We start from the raw sequence: 18768 nt of genomic DNA, 5'->3' as shown, positions 1-18768 counted from the left end.
GCATGGCCGACTATCTTGTAATGCGCCTGTACGGGCCACTGGCAAGCTGGGGGGAAATCGCGGTAGGCGAGTCGCGGCATTCCGCCGTGCATCCGTCCAAGTCGGCGCTGATCGGGCTGCTGGGGGCCGCGCTTGGCATCAAACGCGATGACGACACCGGCCAAGCCACGCTCATCGCCGGGTATCGCTTTGGGGTGAAGCTGGTCAGCGTAGGCACGCCGCTGCGCGACTACCACACCATTCAAGCACCCGAACAGCAGCGAAAAATCCGCTACCGCACGCGCCGCCAGGAACTGGCTGACCCGACGCGCGTGGGCACCTTGCTGTCAGCTCGTGAATATCGCTGCGACAGCATTGCATTGGTTGCGGTAGAGGCATTGTCTGGTGCACCGGCCAGTTTGTCGGCACTTGACCACGCCTTGCGTCACCCCGTGTTTCCGCTTTATCTGGGAAGAAAATCCTGCCCCTTGGCCGTTCCCTTGTCGCCCCAACAGGTAGGTGGTGTCACGCTGCGCAGCGCGCTGGATGACACGCCTCAATATTCCCTTTTTTCCTTGTTGAACACGACAGGCGAACACGCGTGGCCCACGCGTGAAGATCGCATCGGCTTCAGACTTTCCGCAGCGCGCTATTACTGGGAATCCGGCATGGACGCGGGCATGGAAGCAAGCTTCCACACAGATCGCCATGACCAGCCCTTGTCGCGGCTACGCTGGCAGTTTGCGCCTCGCCAGGAATCGGTATTTCTGGCGGCAGAGGAATCCCGATGAGCCACTATTTCTCGCGTGCTCAATTGTTGGACCGTCCACTCGACATGGCGCTGCTGGCGTCACTCAGCAGGCATGGCGATGCCTACCGCGATCACGCCTTGGTATGGCGCTTGTTCCCTGGCGATAACGAACAGCGTGACTTCCTGTTCCGACGCGAACTGGATGCACGCGGCAAAGCCTTCTATTACGTGGTGTCTGCGCGCGCCCCCATCGCGGAAGCTGGGCTGCTGGCCGTGCAGTCCAAGCCCTACGCACCCGTCTTCGAGTCCGGCGACTGGGTCCGTTTCGACCTGCGCGCCAATCCCACCGTTGCCCGCCGCGATGCGGCGGGTGGCAAGTCACGACGGCACGACGTCCTGATGGAAGCAAAGCGCCAAGGTGCCAGCCTGCCGGAAGCATCGCGAAATGACTTGATCACCGAACGGTCGCTTGCCTGGCTGTCATCGCGCGGGGAAGACTGGGGGCTCGAATTTCAGGAAGAAAGTGTTCTGACGACCGCTTATACCCAGCACAGGCTGCACCACAAAAAACGCAGCATCGAGTTCTCGTCGTTTGACTACCAGGGCCTGGCGCAAGTGACAGACCCAGCACGCCTGGCAGCCAAATTGGTGGGTGGGGTAGGACACGCGCGGGCGTTTGGCTGCGGGCTGTTATTGGTCAAGCGCGTCTCGTGAGTCTGCTGCCGCCACTCAAACCCTTGCCCATGAAAGATCGGGTGTCGATGATCTTCATCCAGTACGGACAGATCGACGTACTGGATGGAGCTTTCGTTGTCATCGACCAAACAGGCGTGCGCACGCACATCCCCGTCGGATCGGTTGCCTGCATCATGCTGGAACCCGGAACACGGGTATCCCATGCGGCAGTACATCTGGCTGCCACGGTTGGCACCTTGTTGGTCTGGATCGGTGAAGCTGGCGTGCGCCTGTACGCCAGCGGCCAGCCAGGCGGTGCACGCGCCGACCGCCTGCTGTATCAGGCCAAACTTGCGCTGGACGACGACTTGCGACTGAAAGTCGTGCGCAAGATGTACGAAATCCGTTTCCAGGAACCCGCACCCGCGCGACGCAGCGTTGAACAACTGCGTGGCATCGAAGGTGCACGCGTCCGCGAAACCTACAAACTGCTAGCCAGGCAATACGGCGTTGACTGGCAATCGCGCAACTACGACCGCCAACAATGGGATGTCGCAGACATTCCAAACCGATGCCTTTCCGCCGCCACCAGTTGTCTGTACGGCATTACCGAGGCAGCGGTTCTGGCGGCCGGATACGCACCTGCCGTTGGATTTATCCACACCGGCAAACCGCTGTCTTTCGTCTACGACGTGGCCGACCTGTTCAAGTTCGACACCGTGGTGCCCCTGGCTTTCAAGATCGCCGCCAAGCCTGCGGGCAACCCGGAACGGCAGGTACGACTGGCATGCCGCGACATGTTCCGCAGCACCAAACTGCTGGCCAAGATCATTCCCGCGATTGAAGAGGTACTGGCCGCAGGCGAAATATCGCCACCCGAAGCACCACCAGAATCTGTCCCGCCTGCGATTCCGAATGCATCCAGCATTGGCGATGTCGGCCACCGAGCGCAGTAATGAGCTTTGTTGTCGTGGTGACTGAAAACGTACCGCCGCGTTTGCGGGGGCGGATGGCAATCTGGCTGCTGGAAGTCAGGGCTGGTGTCTACATCGGTGACGTGTCCACCCGAACGCGCGAGATGCTGTGGGAGCAGCTTGTTGCAGGCCATGAAAGTGGCAACGTGGTGATGGCCTGGGCGAGTAGTCATGAGTCTGGATATGAGTTCCAGACTTTGGGCGAAAACCGGCGCTTTCCGGTGGAATTCGATGGGCTGCAGTTGGTGTCCTTTGAGCCGTTGCAAGACTCTGAAAAAGACGCCTGAAAGTTGGTGGAATTTTGAGGGTGGTTTTTTCTCTTTAAAAACAAGGATGTAGGCTAAGTGTGTTCCCCGCGCGAGCGGGGATGAACCGCTTTACGAATTCAATGAGTCCGGGCTGGGCGGGTGTTCCCCGCGCGAGCGGGGATGAACCGGGGTTCATGCTGGCGTGGGCGTCTTCCGATTGAGTGTTCCCCGCGCGAGCGGGGATGAACCGCAGGTAAAGGCTAACCCGAAAGCCATTCAAGAGTGTTCCCCGCGCGAGCGGGGATGAACCGGCGTAGGCACACATTCCTTCGCTTTCTTGCACGTGTTCCCCGCGCGAGCGGGGATGAACCGCCGGTCCGTGATTGGCAGGCACGGTGCCTTGAGTGTTCCCCGCGCGAGCGGGGATGAACCGGAAAACTTCCTGCCTCGACCCGAGGAGCCGCCGTGTTCCCCGCGCGAGCGGGGATGAACCGTTGGCTACTACATGCTGAGCTTCCTCAGCGTCGTGTTCCCCGCGCGAGCGGGGATGAACCGTGCTGGGTTGCAACTTGCAGCCCAGCTAGGATGTGTTCCCCGCGCGAGCGGGGATGAACCGTGTCTTCATTGGCTGGACTCCCGTTTTTTCTCGTGTTCCCCGCGCGAGCGGGGATGAACCGTGAGCCACGAATACCCACCCCGCGTAGGAGCCGTGTTCCCCGCGCGAGCGGGGATGAACCGCTTGGCAGTGCCGGCGCATCGGTCACTGTCGCGTGTTCCCCGCGCGAGCGGGGATGAACCGGAACTCGACCACGCCGTGCGCTCGTACCTGTCGTGTTCCCCGCGCGAGCGGGGATGAACCGGATGTTCAGCTGCGGGAGGCGTTCCACTTGGCGTGTTCCCCGCGCGAGCGGGGATGAACCGCCACTTCTACGCATCGCCCTTGACCCGCGCGCGTGTTCCCCGCGCGAGCGGGGATGAACCGGGAGATGAGGAATGAGCAAAAGAACACATACGGTGTTCCCCGCGCGAGCGGGGATGAACCGTATATCCCCCAGTGGCTCAAGGTGAACGGAAAAGTGTTCCCCGCGCGAGCGGGGATGAACCGATTCGTTGGTCTTGGTGCGCACCTCTACACCCGTGTTCCCCGCGCGAGCGGGGATGAACCGCGCTTGGCTCGGCTGCGCAACGACACCAAACGGTGTTCCCCGCGCGAGCGGGGATGAACCACCAGGATGCGCGGGGCCACGCCAAGCAGAGACGTGTTCCCCGCGCGAGCGGGGATGAACCGCGAGCGGGACTTGCTTTTCGCCCGTTGGAAGAGTGTTCCCCGCGCGAGCGGGGATGAACCGGCCGGAGATGCAGCCGCGGCGATTCGTCTGGTGTGTTCCCCGCGCGAGCGGGGATGAACCGGTCGATCTCGACCAGGGTTTCTGGTGGTCCAAGTGTTCCCCGCGCGAGCGGGGATGAACCGCTCTTCTGCTCGGCCCGGATTTGTTCCGCGTAGTGTTCCCCGCGCGAGCGAGGATGAACCGCATTCGTGACCAGTACGCAGAGAACTTCGGCCGTGTTCCCCGCGCATGCGGGAATGAACCGTTGGTCGACGGCGTGCAGGCCACGGCGTTGTCGTGTTCCCCGCGTATGCGGGGATGAACCGATCTGCCCAGGCATCGCTACGGGCTGCAATTGGTGTTCCCCGCGCAGGCGGGGATGAACCGGGATTGCGCGCACGCGCTGGCTACATCCGTCGGTGTTCCCCGCGCAGGCGAGGATGAACCGTAGGCCGAAACAAGGTGGACTAGAACGACCTTGTGTTCCCCGCGTGAGCGGGGATGAACCGGCCGCGCGCAGTGCAGCGACCGTGATGTCATCGTGTTCCCCGCGCGAGCGGGGATGAACCGCAATGGTCCGACTACGCCACGGCGCAGGCTGAGTGTTCCCCGCGTGAGCGGGGATGAACTATACATCTCCAACGCCGAGAGCGTCACGTTCGAGCGTTCCCCTCGCATGCGGGGATGAACCGCCTAGATTGGCGCTGCGATTGCCATCTATATTTGTTCCCCACACATGCGGGGATGAGCTACGTCCATTCTCGAATACGTAATTCGATTTTTCGTTTTCGCCTCCCATCAAATCACAGCAAACTCAACGTCAAAAATTTCCCTCCAAGGCCAAACGGTGACCGCTCCCCCAAGACCTTCCTACTACGCCTACTGGGGCAAGGCCATGCCCGTCTCCCAGTCGGATTCGTCCCGTTATCACCTGCTGGCCTATCACTCGCTGGAAGTTGCCGCTGCGGGAAGTCGCATCGTTGATCTGCCTGCTTTCTCCCTGCACGACTTTGCCCAAGACTTGGGCTGGCCGCTGAAAACCGTCGCAGCGCTACACCGGTTTTTCCTGGCCATCCACGACCTCGGAAAATTCGCGCGCGCTTTTCAGCGGCTCGTCCCCGGCATGTCTGCTGACTTGGTGCCTGTCGTCGCGTCCAAGCGCTATGACGAACGACACGACACCTTGGGTTGGCTGCTGTGGCGCGACTATCTGGCGCAAGATTTCGATGGCCAGCCGCTTCCCAATCCTGACGATTATTTCTGGGCAGATTGGGCGCGCATCTGCACTGGTCACCACGGTGTGCCGCCTAAAGAGACAAGCACAAGTGGTGCGTGGGCGTTGGACCCTGACGATTTTTTCTGCACCGCAGATATCGATGCCGCGCGTGCGTTCTACGTCGAGGCGGCAAGGCTGCTTATCCGCACAGACATTCCAACGCCTGACGAAGCATCGTTGGTGGTTCTGAAAAAGCATGCGTGGCGGCTGGCGGGGACTGCCGTGTTGGCAGATTGGTTGGGGTCTGACCAGCGGGCGTTTGCATATCAGTCGCAGCCAGTCGCGCTGGACGAGTACTGGGACCGCACGGCATTGCCCGTTGCCAAAAAAGTCGTTCAGGCTGCGGGTGTCGGTGCCGAGCCAATCCGCGATTGGAGCAGTCCTTTCAAGCTCTTCGATTACCTTGCTTCACCCACGCCTTTGCAGCAGTTGGCGGCGACGATGCCACTCGGTTCAGGCCCGCAATTGTTCTTGCTTGAAGACGTCACCGGCGCTGGAAAAACCGAAGCCGCGTTGATGCTGGCGTATCGCCTGATGTCGGCCAATCTTGCGCACGGCCTGTATTTTGGGCTGCCCACAATGGCAACCGCCAACCAGATGTACCAGCGCGTCGGGTCGGTATATCGACGCCTGTACGAAGACGACGCGTCTCCTTCATTGGTGCTCGCGCATGGTGCCAGGCAGTTGGTGGATGCCTTCCGAGAAAGTGTGCTGTATGCGCACGCGCAGTCAGGTGACGCCGACTATCGGCATGACGACACCAGCGCAAGCAGTCAGTGCGCTGCCTGGTTGGCCGATAGTCGCAAGAAGTCCTTGCTGGCGCACGTTGGCGTCGGCACGCTGGACCAGGCCCTGTTGTCTGTGCTGCCCGTTCGGCATCAGTCACTGCGGCTGTTGGGCCTCGCAAGCAAGGTATTGCTGGTTGACGAAGTGCATGCCTACGATCCCTACATGCGTGCCTTGCTTGCCAAGTTGTTGGCCGCGCATGCCAGCCAGGGCGGCTCTGCAATCTTGCTGTCGGCGACCTTGGCTAACGACATGCGGGCAGAACTGGTGCAAGCATTCCAGGCGGGCAAAGGCAACCAAGGCGAACCGCTTGCGGCAGACCTGCGTTACCCGCTGGTCACGCATGTTCACGACACCACACAGACCTACGCATGCGAAACGCGTTCGTCTCTGGTGCGACAGGTAGCAGTGCGTTGCTTGCATGACGAAGATGCGGTGATCACCTTGATTCGGGAACAGGCGGCGGCAGGCAAAAGCGTTTGCTGGATACGGAACACGGTTGGCGACGCACGCGCAGCCTACGCAAAACTGAGCAGCGACATGCATGCGTCTACGCTGACTTTGTTCCACAGCCGATATGCGATGGGTGACCGTCTGGACATCGAAGACAGCGTGCTAGCACGTTTCGGCAAAACGTCCACCGCAGCAATGCGCAGATCGCAGGTGTTGGTGGCAACGCAGGTTGTCGAACAATCGCTGGATCTCGATTTTGATGTGCTCATCTCAGACCTTGCGCCTATCGACCTGCTGATCCAGCGAGCAGGGCGCTTGCATCGTCACACGCGAGCAGCAGATGGTGAACCGTCTGCCCATGAACAGCGCCCTGAACCTGTGTTGCACATTCTGGCTCCGGTGTGGACAACGACACCAAGGCAAGACTGGTATTCGCTGACCTTTCCACGCGGGCGATACGTGTACCCCAATGTCGGCAACCTGTGGCTTACGCAGCGTGCATTGGTGAATGCAGGGCGGATTGTCAGTCCTGGCGAGCCAGGGCAGATCGGCGGGGTTCGGACTTTGGTCGAAGCGGTCTATGGCGATGCTGCGGAAGAAATACCAGACGCCCTGCAAAAAGCCACGTCGGCCTACATGGGCGTCGTGATGGCCGAAGGTGCGCAGGCACGCTTCAACGCGCTGCGCATGGAAAACGGGTACTGCGTGGAAAGCAGTCACCACTGGTATGAAGACACCCAGGTACCCACGCGATTGGGTGAAGCAACGGTGAAGATTTTTCTGTGCCGGGATACTGGGTCGGAACTACAGGCTTGGCGTAATGACGGAGCCTTTGCATGGGAGCAGTCCGCCGTGACGGTTGACGCTCGCCATATTGAGGCCTTGTCGCCGGCGTGGAGTCAGCGCTTTGGTACGCAGATCGATGCGCTGAGAGCACGGCATCGATTGCTGGAAGCACCTGCGTTGTTGTTGCCGCTGGTGGCTGCGGACGGACGCTGGCAAGCCGAAACCGTACGGGCGGATGGCAAGGTGGTTTGGGCCGTGTATGACGCAGTGATTGGGTTGGTGTTTGAGGCGGTCGGCAAGGGCTGAAACAGGGGTGAAAATCTGCCTGGAAAATCGGTAGAATTTTCGAGGGTGGTTTTTCTCTTTAAAAACAATGATGTAGGCTAAGTGTGTTCCCCGCGTATGCGGGGATGAACCGGACTTTGCTGATAACTTCGATGAGCGGAAATCGTGTTCCCCGCGTATGCGGGGATGAACCGCTCAATGATTTCGCTTGCTGGCGGCGGGTTTAGTGTTCCCCGCGTATGCGGGGATGAACCGCCCAATGGCGGGAAGGGACGCCATGTTCTCTAGTGTTCCCCGCGTATGCGGGGATGAACCGTGGCTACTACTGATTTCTATCACGGCGTCGAGGTGTTCCCCGCGTATGCGGGGATGAACCGTAGCTTTTGGTCCCCGCCCTTGGTGATCCTCGGTGTTCCCCGCGTATGCGGGGATGAACCGTTACCTCGCGGTTCTTCTGGCGCTCCCAGTGCGTGTTCCCCGCGTATGCGGGGATGAACCGCAGGTCACTGACTTGCAAGCGAGCGTCACGACGTGTTCCCCGCGTATGCGGGGATGAACCGTTCTCGTACTCCAGCGCGTTCCACTCGCGGAAGTGTTCCCCGCGTATGCGGGGATGAACCGGCTAGCGGCAGCAGCGGCCATTTGCTCATAGAGTGTTCCCCGCGTATGCGGGGATGAACCGGCTCTATGCGCCGGTCAGCGTGGCCACAAAGAGTGTTCCCCGCGTATGCGGGGATGAACCGGCACCCTTATAGCTGCGCTATTGGGCGGAGGCGTGTTCCCCGCGTATGCGGGGATGAACCGTTGGTGGTCCCGGCTGGTGTGCCTATGTGGGCGTGTTCCCCGCGTATGCGGGGATGAACCGCAGGGAGATGTTTGATGGCATACCCGAGCAAAGTGTTCCCCGCGTATGCGGGGATGAACCGCAATTTCTTTGGCGTGTGTGGCGCTGCCATCTGTGTTCCCCGCGTATGCGGGGATGAACCGCCAATCAGAACGGCCTCGGGCGAGTAGCCGTGGTGTTCCCCGCGTATGCGGGGATGAACCGTTGTAGCCAGAACCCTGGCTGTTCCGACGGTCGTGTTCCCCGCGTATGCGGGGATGAACCGTCAGGGTAAACGTCAGTCCGTCGCCATCGCTGGTGTTCCCCGCGTATGCGGGGATGAACCGGCCGTCGGCGTCACCAATCAATCGATGGCGCAGTGTTCCCCGCGTATGCGGGGATGAACCGGCTTCGAGGCAGGATCGACACCCACATCAGCCGTGTTCCCCGCGCGAGCGAGGATGAACCGGTCGGTGCTCGGATGGCGTTCAAGGACGCATAATGTTCCCCGCGCGAGCGGGGATGAACCGCCCACCGCCGCTGTTTCTCCGCTGTTCGACGCGTGTTCCCCGCGTGAGCGGGGATGAACCGGTGCGTGCACTGCTGGCAGGCACGAAGACATAGTGTTCCCCGCGCTAGTAGGGATGAGCCGTGCGCCGACTACTACGACGGCAATCAGCTGACATGTTCCCGGCGCGAGCGGGGATGAACCGCCGAACCGGGCCTGGTTAACACGCTTGGTCTGCGTGTTTCCCCGCGTCAGCGGGGATGATATGGTCCACCAACACGTGCTTCGTCCTGGCAAATTTTCCCGCCGGGCTGATAACTTTAACCAGGCAGATGGTCTTACCCGAATAACCATCACGCCGCTCACTCACCCCGCAAACCCTGGCGGCACCACAAACTGGCTCAGCCCGGCCTGCTGCAACAAATGCGCAAACCGGATCGGCGTCAGATCCTCCAGAAACGGACCAATCGCCTGCGCACCAACGGGTAGCCCCAGGGCATCAAGCCCCAACGGAAACGCCGTCGCTGGCAAGCCCGGAAGCACCGGCAACCCTGCCCAGTTGAACAGCTCAAAAAATCCAAGCTGCCGCACCCCATCCGCATACGAAACCGGAATGGTGCGCGTCTGTTTGGGCGGATTCGGATCATGCCGAAACGCCGTCGTCACCAAGTTCGGTGTCAACACCAAATCGATGTGTTCGAAAATGCGGCTCCAGCGCTGGCGCAGCTGCATGCGCGCTTCGTTTTTCTCCAGCCATTCGCCATGTGTCAGATGCGGCCCGCGTCGGCCGGCGATTTCGTCACTGTCGTCGCTGCCTTCGCGCAGGGCCTGTGCCTCGGCTTTGGCGTGCGGGGTATCTGGTCGCGGTGCTGGCCGGGTAGCTGTTAATAAACTGCGATAAAGCCGATGTGTCGCAGGCAGATCGGGCCATAGACCATCGGGCAGGTCTTCAATTGTCAGCGGCGTGATACCTGCTGCTTGGACTACAGCCACCAAACGATCATGCACCCATTGTTCCGATTCGCTGCGGTCCTGGCCGGGCCATTGGGTCAGCAGCAGCACCCGAAAGTCTCTCAGCCTGTGCTGCCTTGGCGCGGGCAATTCTGCGCGCCACGTCTTGTTTGCCTGCGGGTCGCGGTTCAGCAGCAGGGTCAGCGCCAGTTCAAGGTCTTGGGCACTGCGTGCCAGCGGGCCTGCCACTGACAGGTCGCGCAGCGATTGTTTGCCGGGCGGTACGCCCAGCCCGCCGTTGTAGACCAAACCGTAGCTGGGCTTGTGGCCGAAGGTGCCGGTGAAGTGCGCCGGAATACGGATCGAGCCGCCAATGTCGGTGCCCAGGTCCAGCGCCGAGAACCCGGCCGCGACGGCTGCGGCCGATCCGCCCGACGAGCCGCCCGGGGTGTGGGCCAGGTTCCACGGGTTGTTGGTGGTGCCGTAGATGGCGTTGAAGCTTTGCAGGTCGGCAAGCGCCAGCGGGACGTTGGTTTTGCCGATGACCACTGCGCCGGCCTCGCGCAGTGCCGTGACGGCCGGTGCGTCGACCTGGGCGCGGTTGTCTGCCCAGGCCGGGTCGCCCACGCTGGTGACCAGTCCGGCTACGTCGAAGTTCTCTTTGAAGGTGATGGGCACGCCCAGCAAGGGCTTGCGTTCGCCGCGCGCTAAAGCCGCGTCGGCGGCCCGGGCGGCGGCATAGGCGGACGTGTCGTCACGCACGATCACCGCGTTGATGACGGGGTTGAGCCTGTCGATTCTTGCCAGCGTGTAGGCCAGCAGTTCAACGGCGCTTACCCGTCCTTCTGCCAGTGCCCGCGCTTGCTCGTGGGCCGGTGCAAAGACCAGTGCCGGCAAGTCGGCAGAGCGATCCGGCGCAATGATGTCAGCGGCGATGTCCAATGCGTGCGTCATGGATGCCTCGTTGCTTGTCAGGGGGCGATCCACAGGTCGGACCAATCGCCTGCGGTCAGTTCGACGTTGTTGTTCAACTGGTGCACCCGCTTCTGATAGACCTGCAAGGCGGACGGCACGGTCACCAGCGGCAGTACCGGCAGTTCGCGGCCAACGGTCTGCTGGATTTCCTTGAATTGCGCGGCCCGTTTGGTGGCGTCGGTTTCCACGGCGGCTGCACGGAACAGTTCGTCTACACGCGCATTGTTGTAGTGCGATGCGTTGACCCATGGAATCGGGTTTTTGATCGCATCGGACCAGTAGATGCGCTGCACGCCCACGGTCGGATCGAACAGGCGGCCCAGGCCGTTGACGTTCAGGTCGAAGCCGCGTTCTTTGTAGACCCGGTTCAGGAAGGTGGGCAGGTCGCCGTCGACGATTTCTACTTTGATGCCTAGGCGGTTCAACGACGCGCGAATGTATTCAGATGCGCGTTTGAAATCGGCCGAGGGCAGGAAGCTCAGGCGCAGCTCAAAACGTGTCTGGCCGTCTTTGCGGGGGTAGCCTGCTTCGTCCAGCAGCGCGTTGGCCTTGGCTGCGTCTACGGTGTAGTTGAAGGTGCTGTCGTCGTAATAGTCCGTCAAGATTGCCGGGATCGGAGAATTGACGACTTGGGCGCGACGGTAATAAACGGTGTTGGCAATAAAGTTGCGGTCGATCGCATGGGCGATTGCGTAGCGCACTTTCTGGTTGGCCAGAATGGGGTTGTTGTGATTGAACTCCAGGAACAGGGCGTTGTTCAGGAAGGCGTCGTAGGTGTCGTCCACCGCCAGCTTGGGGTCTTTGGCCAGGCGGTCGATGTCGGCGATTGCCACGTTCAGCGCGGCGTTGACTTCGCCTGCTTCGATGGCCGCTGAAATCGATGCCGCGTTCTTGATGAAGCGGAAGATCACGCGGTCCACGTAGGGGTAGCCTTCACGCCAGTAGCTGGGGTTCTTTTCCAGCACCACGTGGCTGCCCTTGACCCATTCCTTGAAGACAAACGGGCCGGTACCGATCGGCTGATTGGTGTTTGCATGCGCAAGCGGGCTGGCGTCGCCGTAGCGCTGGTGCGGCACGATGGGCGTCTCGGCCGACGACAGGGCGTTGATCAGATAGGGCGCGGGTTTGGCCAGCGAAATGACCGCAGTGTGGGCATCGGGCGTTTCGACCGCCTGCACGTTGGCAAAGGTGATGCGGCCGCGCGGGCCCAGTTCTTTCTGCTTGAGAATCGAATACCGCACATCGGCCGAGGTGAAGTCCGAACCGTCGTGGAACTTCACGCCTTTGCGCAGCGTGAAGGTGTAGCGCAGGCCGTCGGCGCTGACTTCCCATGCTGTTGCCAGCAGGGGCTGGGGTTTGAACTTCAGGTCGTAGCGCAGCAGGCCTTCGGTCACTTTGGCGCTGACATTGCGGTTGTCGGTCTTGGTATCCAGGAAGGACACCAACGTGGTGGGTTCCTGCGCCATTGCATAGGTGAAGGTGCCGCCGCGTACTGGCGCTTGTGGCGACGCTTGTGCCGACGTGCTGGCATTCCAAAGCATCAATGGCACGGCAAGCGCAAACGCGCGCGCCCAGGTGGTATTCGTCATGTGTCGTCCGTGAAGAAGGGAAATATCAGAACCGCAGTCCGGCCTGTTTCATCAGCGGCAGAATGTGCTCGCCGAAGAATTCCAGGTCGGGCTTGAAATCGAAGAAGCTCAGTTGCAGGCCGTCGATGCCTGCGCGCTTCAATTGAATGAACTGTTCGACCACCTGTTCAGGTGTGCCGACCACTTCGATGTTGCCGCCGATGGCACGGCGGCTGGGTGGGTCGATGCCGGCACGGCCTTTCCAGGCGTGTGCATCGCTGTCCAAGGCTTGGAAACCTTCGGGCGTGCGGAAGTCTTGGTGGGCCACGATGGCGTTGTAGTAGTCACGCGTTTCCGCTTCGCTTGCGCGGCTGATGACCATTGGATTCAGCAGCGTGCGGATTTCACGACCTTGATCGCGGGCGGCCTGTTTCACTCGCTGTGCATGCGCGGGCAGCACCTGGATGGCGCTGGCAAAGTCCGACGCACCGGGGCTGGTGATGAACACGATGTCCGAATGCCGGGCAGCGAAGGCAATGCCTGCATCCGACCCCGTCGCATTGACCAGCAGCGGGCGGCCGTAGCGCGGCTTGGGGGTGACAAAAGCGTTCTTCAGCTTCCACGACGACTCACCTTCGAATGAATAAGGCTCGTCGTCTGACCACAGGCGTTGCAAGACCTGGGCAAACTCATCTGCCAAGGCATAACGCTTGTCGTGCTCGATTCGGTTCCAACCGAATGCCTCGTGTTCCACCGCACGGTGCCCGGTCACCAGGTTGATGCCCCAGCGGCCACCGGAAATGTGATCCAGCGTTGCACCCCACTTCGCCAGATGCAAAGGGTGCATGGGGCCGTACAGCACGTGGATGGTCGATACCAACAGAATGCGTTTGGTGATCGACGTAAGCGCAGCGGTGGTCTGGAATGAGTCCAGCGCATTGCCGTCGAAGACGCCGCCGTAACCGCCCTTGGGCAGCCATTGCGACAGCGCAAACACCAGGTCAAAGCCTAGCGCTTCGGCATGCAACACCAGGTCGCGGTTGTATTCCCAACTCCAGTCGGTGGTACGCGGGAGCGTCGATGCGCTCCATCCGCCTGCCTGAATCGGCAGAAACAGACCCAGCAGCACAGGCTGTTTCAGTGCTTGCGAATACGGACTGTCTGGGAAGTCTGACGGTGAAACGGGGTGGTCGAGCCTGGCCGAAGATTCGGCTGATTCAATAACACTCATGCTTCCTTTGGGCGCACACGCCGACATGCCGAAGAAGATATTCGACACACGGGGTGGAAATGCCGGGCTGATCGATAAGCGGCGCAGGTGTCAGCAACACTGTGCCAGCGGCAATCTATTTAATGCCGCGAGAAATGGAATTTGATAATGGAGGTTGAACGCAGATATGGTGGGTATCTGCGTAAAGTTATTGTCCGAATTTCGATGCGATCGCGTCAAACAATCATTTGATCTTCGCAAATAACCTTTTGTGATGGCACGCGTTGGCTTCTGTCGGCTCAGGGGATAAGCGTTTCGGTCAGCCAGACGGGTGTTTGCTTATAAGTATTTGCTAACGCGATATCAGTCTTTGACGCTGGTGTTGGGCATTTCTTAGTATTTATTGTTGTCGGTGCGAGCTGGTTCATATCTCGTAGCTATATCCAATAATCGGATTCGAGCCTTATTGCGCTCGGGTCGGCAAATACTCTTAATCGAAACGGTTTCTCATGAGTCATCGCTATCTGGGGCGCAGCGCCCTGCAAGTTTCTCGTCTTGCCCTGGGCACCATGATGTTCGGTGGCCCGACCGACGAGGCCACTTCGCATGAAATCATTGCGCGCGCAAAGGCAAGTGGCGTCAATTTCATCGACACTGCTGACGTCTACCAGAAGGGCAAGACCGAAGAAGTCGTGGGGCGCGCCATTCGCGGCGATCGTGACGACTGGGTGCTGGCCACCAAGTTCGGCAATCCGTTGGGTGAAGGCCCGAATCGTCGGGGCAGCTCGCGCAAGTGGATCATCGAATCGGTGGAAAACAGCCTGCGTCGTCTGGGCACCGACTACCTGGACATCCTGTACTTCCACCGCGCCGACTTCAACGCCCCCTTGGGCGAGGCCGTGCGCGCCATTGGCGACCTGGTTCGCTCGGGCAAGATCCGCTACTTCGGCGTGTCCAATTTCACCGGCTGGCGTCTGGCTGAAGTGGCTTACCTGGCCGATGCCGAAAGCATCGATCGCCCCGTGGCCAGTCAACCGCTCTACAACCTGGTCAATCGCACGGCCGAAGTCGAACAACTGCCCGCCGCCCACGCATTTGGTGTGGGCGTGGTGTCGTACAGCCCGCTCGCCCGTGGCGTGCTGACTGCCAAGTACGACAGCGTCGATGCGCCGGCCGAAGGCTCGCGTGCCGCCCGCAAGGACAAGCGCCTGCTGGAAACCGAATGGCGACAAGAGTCGGTCGATATTGCCCGCGTGATTCGTGAACACATTGCTGCACGCGGCATCGACCCGGTCGCCTTTGCACTGGGCTGGGTGCTGAACAATCGCCTGATCACCTCGGCCATTGCCGGGCCGCGCACGGTCGAACAATGGGACGGCTACGCCAAGGCGCTTGACTACGTGTTCACGCCGGAAGACGAAGCGCTGGTGAATCGGCTGGTAGTCGCAGGCCATTCGTCTACGCCTGGTTATACCGATCCGGGGCACCCGGTTGAAGGGCGGGTTGCACGCGTGCTTGCCGCCGCCACGGTGAAGGAATAAAGCCATGCGCCTGAACACGAATTTATCTTCGCATGCTGTGCTTAAGACCATCGGGCAACGCACCTCGCGCTTTCTGCTGAACGCCGCTGTCGCCACCCTGGGCCTGAGCCTGTCTCTGGGTGCAGTTGCACAGACGGCATCCACGACCGCTGCCCCGGTGCCCACCGACGCGGCCAAGCGCGGTGGCACGCTCACCTGGATCGTCACGCCTGAACCGGCTGCCTTTGTACCGTTGACCACCACCGCTGGCGGTAGCACCGACCTGGGTCCGAAAGTGGTCGAGGGCTTGTTCAACTTCGACGTGAAGCTGCAGCCCATTCCCGCGCTGGCAACGGCCTGGCAGGTTACGCCGGACGGCCTGCGTTATACCTTCACGCTGCGCAAGGGCGTGAAGTGGCACGATGGCAAGGACTTCAGCGCCGCAGATGTGGTCTTCTCGATCGAGACGCTGAAAACGGTTCACCCGCGTGGCCGCGTCACCTTCGCCAATGTGCGCAGCATCGAAGCGCCCGATGCCCATACCGTCATTCTGCTGCTCGACAAGCCAGCGCCGTATCTGCTGACCGCGCTGGACGGCGCAGAGTCGCCGATCATCCCCAAGCACTTGTACGAAGGCAAGGACATTGCCAGCAACCCGCTGAACAACGCGCCCATCGGCACCGGCCCGTTCGTTTTCAAGGAATGGGTGCGCGGCAGCTATGTGAAGCTTGAACGCAATCCCAATTACTGGGATCAGCCACGTCCTTATCTGGATGCCATCGTGGCGCGCTTCATTCCCGATGCTGCGGCACGGGCTGCTGCGCTGGAATCGGGCGAAGTGCAGTTGGGCAACAAGGTCATTCCGCTGTCCGACATCGAGCGCTTCAAGGCGCTGCCGAAGATCACGGTGGACATCACTGCGTGGCCTTACGTGGGCGACCATCAGCAGATCTATTTCAACCTGGACTCCGAGCCGTTCAAGCGTCGTGAAGTCAGATTGGCCGTTGCACAAGCCTTGAATCTGGACGTCTTTGCCAAGACGATCTGGTACGGGCATGGCGTGCCATCGGCCACGCCCATTGGCGCGGCATCGCCGTTCCACAATCCGGCGATCAAGCGTTATCCGTATGACGTGAAGGCAGCCGAAGCCGCACTGGATGCAGCGGGCTACAAGCGCGGTGCCGATGGCAAACGCTTTGCCGTGCGCTTGCTGAACAACCCCTTCCAGGACCGCCGCGCGGCCGATTTCGTCCGGCAATCGCTGATCCGCATCGGCATCGACGCCGAACTGCAAACCCTGGACTTCGCCACCTACGTCACACGTGTCTACACCGACCGTGCGTTCGACATCACGCTGGAAAACCTGACCAACGTGTTCGACCCGACGATTGGGGTGCAGCGCGTCTTCTGGTCCAAGAACTTCAAGGTCGGCTTGCCATTTTCCAACGCACCGCACTACGTAAGCGCTGACGCCGATCGTCTGCTGGAAGCCGCCGCAGGCGAGGCCGATGCGGCACGCCGTCGTGCCTTGTTCTTCGAGTTCCAGGAAGTCATTCACCGTGACATTCCGTCGATAGAGCTGGGTGCCAACCCGAACGTAACGATCGCGGCTCGCAACCTGCACGACTGGGGCGTGAACGCAGGCGGCGTGCGCGCCAACCTGGCCCGGGCCTATTTCAGCAAGCCTTGATCGCGCATGTGGCTTCCTGGTGAACCAAGACGGATTCGACGATGAGCAATAACGCAACATGGGCCAGAATCGGCGGCACGCTGCGCCGTAATGCCTGGCAGGCCGTGCCCACCATTCTGGGCATCATCGTGCTGAACTTCGTGCTGATGGAACTGGTGCCGGGTGACGCGGCCGATGTGATCGCCGCTGAGGCAGGGTCGGCCACTGCCGAGAGCATGGCGCAGCTGCGTGCCCACTTCGGGCTGGACCTGCCCATGCTGCGCAGACTTTGGGACTACCTGTCGGGCTTGGTGTTCCTCGACCTGGGCGTCTCGCCGCGACACAACACGGAGGTCACCACGCTTATCTTCGGTCGCCTGGGCAACACCTTGCTGTTGATGGGCACCGCGCTGGGCGTGGCTGTGTTGTCGGGCGTGCTGATCGGGGTGTTGATGTCGTTGAAGGCCGGCAAGTGGCAGGACCGCGTGTTGTCGGTGCTGGCCTTGCTGCTGTATTCCACACCCGGTTTCTGGCTGGGCCTGATGGCGATTGTGCTGTTCTCGGTGAAGCTGGGTTGGCTGCCCACGGGCGGTGATCACAGCATTGGTGCAGGGCTGACAGGCTGGCCCGCCGTGATCGACGGTGCGCGTCACTTGGTGCTGCCCGCGCTGGCCACCGCAGGGTTCTTCGTGGCGATCTTTTCGCGGCTGACCCGCGCGTCGATGCTGGAAGTGAACCGCCAGGATTACGTCCGCACGGCAGAGTCCAAGGGCCTGAGCCCGGCCGCCATTACCTTCCGCCACGTATTGCGCAACGCGCTGATCCCCGTCACGACGGTGGCGGGCATGCACTTCGGTGCACTGCTGGGTGGGGCAACCGTCATTGAAACCGTGTTCAGCTGGCCGGGGCTGGGCCGCCTGGCGCTGGAATCGGTATTGGCACGTGACTACTCGGTGTTGCTGGGCATTCTGTTCATGGCATCGCTGCTGGTGATCGTGGTCAACATGCTGGTCGATCTGCTGCATGCCTGGCTCGACCCGCGCATTCAGATCCGCTGAAAAAAAGGAATTCGCATGACACGACAAGCGGTATTGGGATGGCGTCCGTGGCGCACGGCGGCATCGAAGGCGGTGGCTGCCCAGCCGGTCACAGGCGCGCTGGCTGCACCATCGCGCCACACGGCGTGGAAGGCGCTGCTGCGCAACCCATCGGCGATGGCGGGTCTGCTCATCTTGAGTGCATTCGTTGGCTTGGCCTTGTTCGCCAACGTCATCTTTCCGGGAGACCCGCTGGATATGGTCACCGAGCCATTGCTGTGGCCCGGCCAAGACAGCACCGCCTTGCTGGGCAGCGATTCACTCGGGCGCAACGTGGCCGCAGGCGTGGCACACGGGGCACGTGTATCGCTTGCCGTAGGTGCCGTGGCGGCGCTGATCAGCCTGACGATTGGTGTGCTGGTGGGAGCATCGGCCGGTTACTTCGGCGGCTGGGTGGACGACCTGCTGGTGCGCCTGACCGAACTGATCCAGACCATTCCGACCTTCCTGCTTGTGATCGTGATCGTGGCGATCGGTCAGCCGTCGGTGCGTGTGATTGTGCTGGCCATCGGGCTGGCGTCCTGGCCGGTGATTGCCCGCCTGGTGCGTGCTGAATTCCGGGCGCTGCGTGAATCGGAATTCGTGCTGGCGGCGCGCAGCCAAGGCTTCAGCGACGCCTGGATCATCTTCAAGGAAATCTTGCCCAATGCACTGCCGCCCGTGGTGGTGACGACCTCGGTGCTGGTGGCAACATCGATCTTGCAGGAGTCGGCCTTGTCCTTCCTGGGCATGGGTGACCCGAACATCGTCTCGTGGGGCAGCATGATCGGCGAAGGGCGTGAAATGCTGCGCACTGCCTGGTTCCTGACCGCCGTGCCCGGCATCGCAATCATTTTGTCCGTACTGTCGCTCAATCTGCTGGGCGATGGTTTGAATGACGCGCTCAACCCGCGCTCGCGAGGCTGA

12 protein-coding genes and 2 CRISPR repeat arrays are annotated in these 18768 nt (G+C 61.2%); of the genes, 9 read left to right on the top strand and 3 right to left on the bottom strand.

From position 1 onward, the window contains the following. Positions 1-2 precede the first annotated feature (2 nt). The 5 genes from cas5e to cas3 all read left to right on the top strand — a co-directional run bounded on the left by cas5e (position 3) and on the right by cas3 (position 7562). The gene (gene cas5e, locus FXN63_RS18880; protein WP_148816721.1) at positions 3-770 is read left to right on the top strand and encodes a type I-E CRISPR-associated protein Cas5/CasD; all 768 of its coding nucleotides are present in this window, start codon (positions 3-5) and stop codon (positions 768-770) included. Beyond that, a complete protein-coding gene (gene cas6e, locus FXN63_RS18875) occupies positions 767-1444 on the top strand; it encodes a type I-E CRISPR-associated protein Cas6/Cse3/CasE (protein ID WP_148816720.1) in 678 nt (225 codons plus the stop codon). Before cas5e ends, cas6e begins: the two co-directional genes overlap by 4 nt. Positions 1445-1473: 29 nt before the next feature. Beyond that, complete coding sequence (gene cas1e, locus FXN63_RS18870) at positions 1474-2361, top strand: type I-E CRISPR-associated endonuclease Cas1e (RefSeq protein WP_148819551.1); 888 nt, start codon at positions 1474-1476, stop codon at positions 2359-2361. Beyond that, on the top strand, positions 2361-2666 hold the full coding sequence (gene cas2e, locus FXN63_RS18865; protein WP_148816719.1) for a type I-E CRISPR-associated endoribonuclease Cas2e: 306 nt from the start codon (positions 2361-2363) through the stop codon (positions 2664-2666). Before cas1e ends, cas2e begins: the two co-directional genes overlap by 1 nt. A gap of 59 nt (positions 2667-2725) precedes the next feature. Further along, a CRISPR array of direct repeats spans positions 2726-4586; the repeat unit is 29 nt; unit sequence GTGTTCCCCGCGCGAGCGGGGATGAACCG. A 216-nt stretch (positions 4587-4802) separates the two neighbouring features. After that, a complete protein-coding gene (gene cas3, locus FXN63_RS18860) occupies positions 4803-7562 on the top strand; it encodes a CRISPR-associated helicase Cas3' (protein WP_148816718.1) in 2760 nt (919 codons plus the stop codon). Between the two features lie 83 nt (positions 7563-7645). Next, positions 7646-8955: direct repeats of the CRISPR family, unit length 29 nt; unit sequence GTGTTCCCCGCGTATGCGGGGATGAACCG. Positions 8956-9238: 283 nt separating this feature from the next. Here the strand turns inward: cas3 and FXN63_RS18855 are convergent. From FXN63_RS18855 to FXN63_RS18845, 3 genes are read right to left on the bottom strand one after another with little or no spacing between them, the layout of a single operon-like run. Then, positions 9239-10777 carry an amidase gene (locus FXN63_RS18855; RefSeq protein ID WP_148816717.1) on the bottom strand — a complete coding sequence of 513 codons (1539 nt, stop codon included), beginning with the start codon at positions 10775-10777 and terminating at the stop codon, positions 9239-9241. Positions 10778-10794: 17 nt separating this feature from the next. Then, positions 10795-12387, bottom strand: coding sequence for an ABC transporter substrate-binding protein (locus tag FXN63_RS18850; protein ID WP_148816716.1), 1593 nt, complete (start codon positions 12385-12387; stop codon positions 10795-10797). 25 nt (positions 12388-12412) lie between these two features. Continuing rightward, a complete protein-coding gene (locus FXN63_RS18845; protein ID WP_148816715.1) occupies positions 12413-13597 on the bottom strand; it encodes an LLM class flavin-dependent oxidoreductase in 1185 nt (394 codons plus the stop codon). Between the two features lie 488 nt (positions 13598-14085). Here FXN63_RS18845 and FXN63_RS18840 point away from each other — a divergent pair, with 488 nt between their 5' ends. The 4 genes from FXN63_RS18840 to FXN63_RS18825 are packed head-to-tail and all read left to right on the top strand — an operon-like array spanning position 14086 to position 18768. Then, positions 14086-15117: an aldo/keto reductase gene (locus FXN63_RS18840; protein ID WP_148816714.1), complete on the top strand. Its 1032-nt coding sequence runs from the start codon at positions 14086-14088 to the stop codon at positions 15115-15117. A gap of 4 nt (positions 15118-15121) precedes the next feature. Beyond that, positions 15122-16786, top strand: a complete 1665-nt coding sequence (locus FXN63_RS18835) for an ABC transporter substrate-binding protein (protein ID WP_148816713.1) — start codon at positions 15122-15124, stop codon at positions 16784-16786. A gap of 41 nt (positions 16787-16827) precedes the next feature. Then, positions 16828-17823: an ABC transporter permease gene (locus FXN63_RS18830; protein WP_148816712.1), complete on the top strand. Its 996-nt coding sequence runs from the start codon at positions 16828-16830 to the stop codon at positions 17821-17823. A 15-nt stretch (positions 17824-17838) separates the two neighbouring features. Beyond that, complete coding sequence (locus FXN63_RS18825; RefSeq protein WP_148816711.1) at positions 17839-18768, top strand: ABC transporter permease; 930 nt, start codon at positions 17839-17841, stop codon at positions 18766-18768.

The sequence above is a fragment of the Pigmentiphaga aceris genome (assembly GCF_008119665.1).
Classification (GTDB): domain Bacteria; phylum Pseudomonadota; class Gammaproteobacteria; order Burkholderiales; family Burkholderiaceae_B; genus Pigmentiphaga; species Pigmentiphaga aceris.
The sequence above is the reverse complement of the archived record's forward strand: the minus strand, read 5'-3'. Positions and strand labels throughout refer to the sequence as shown.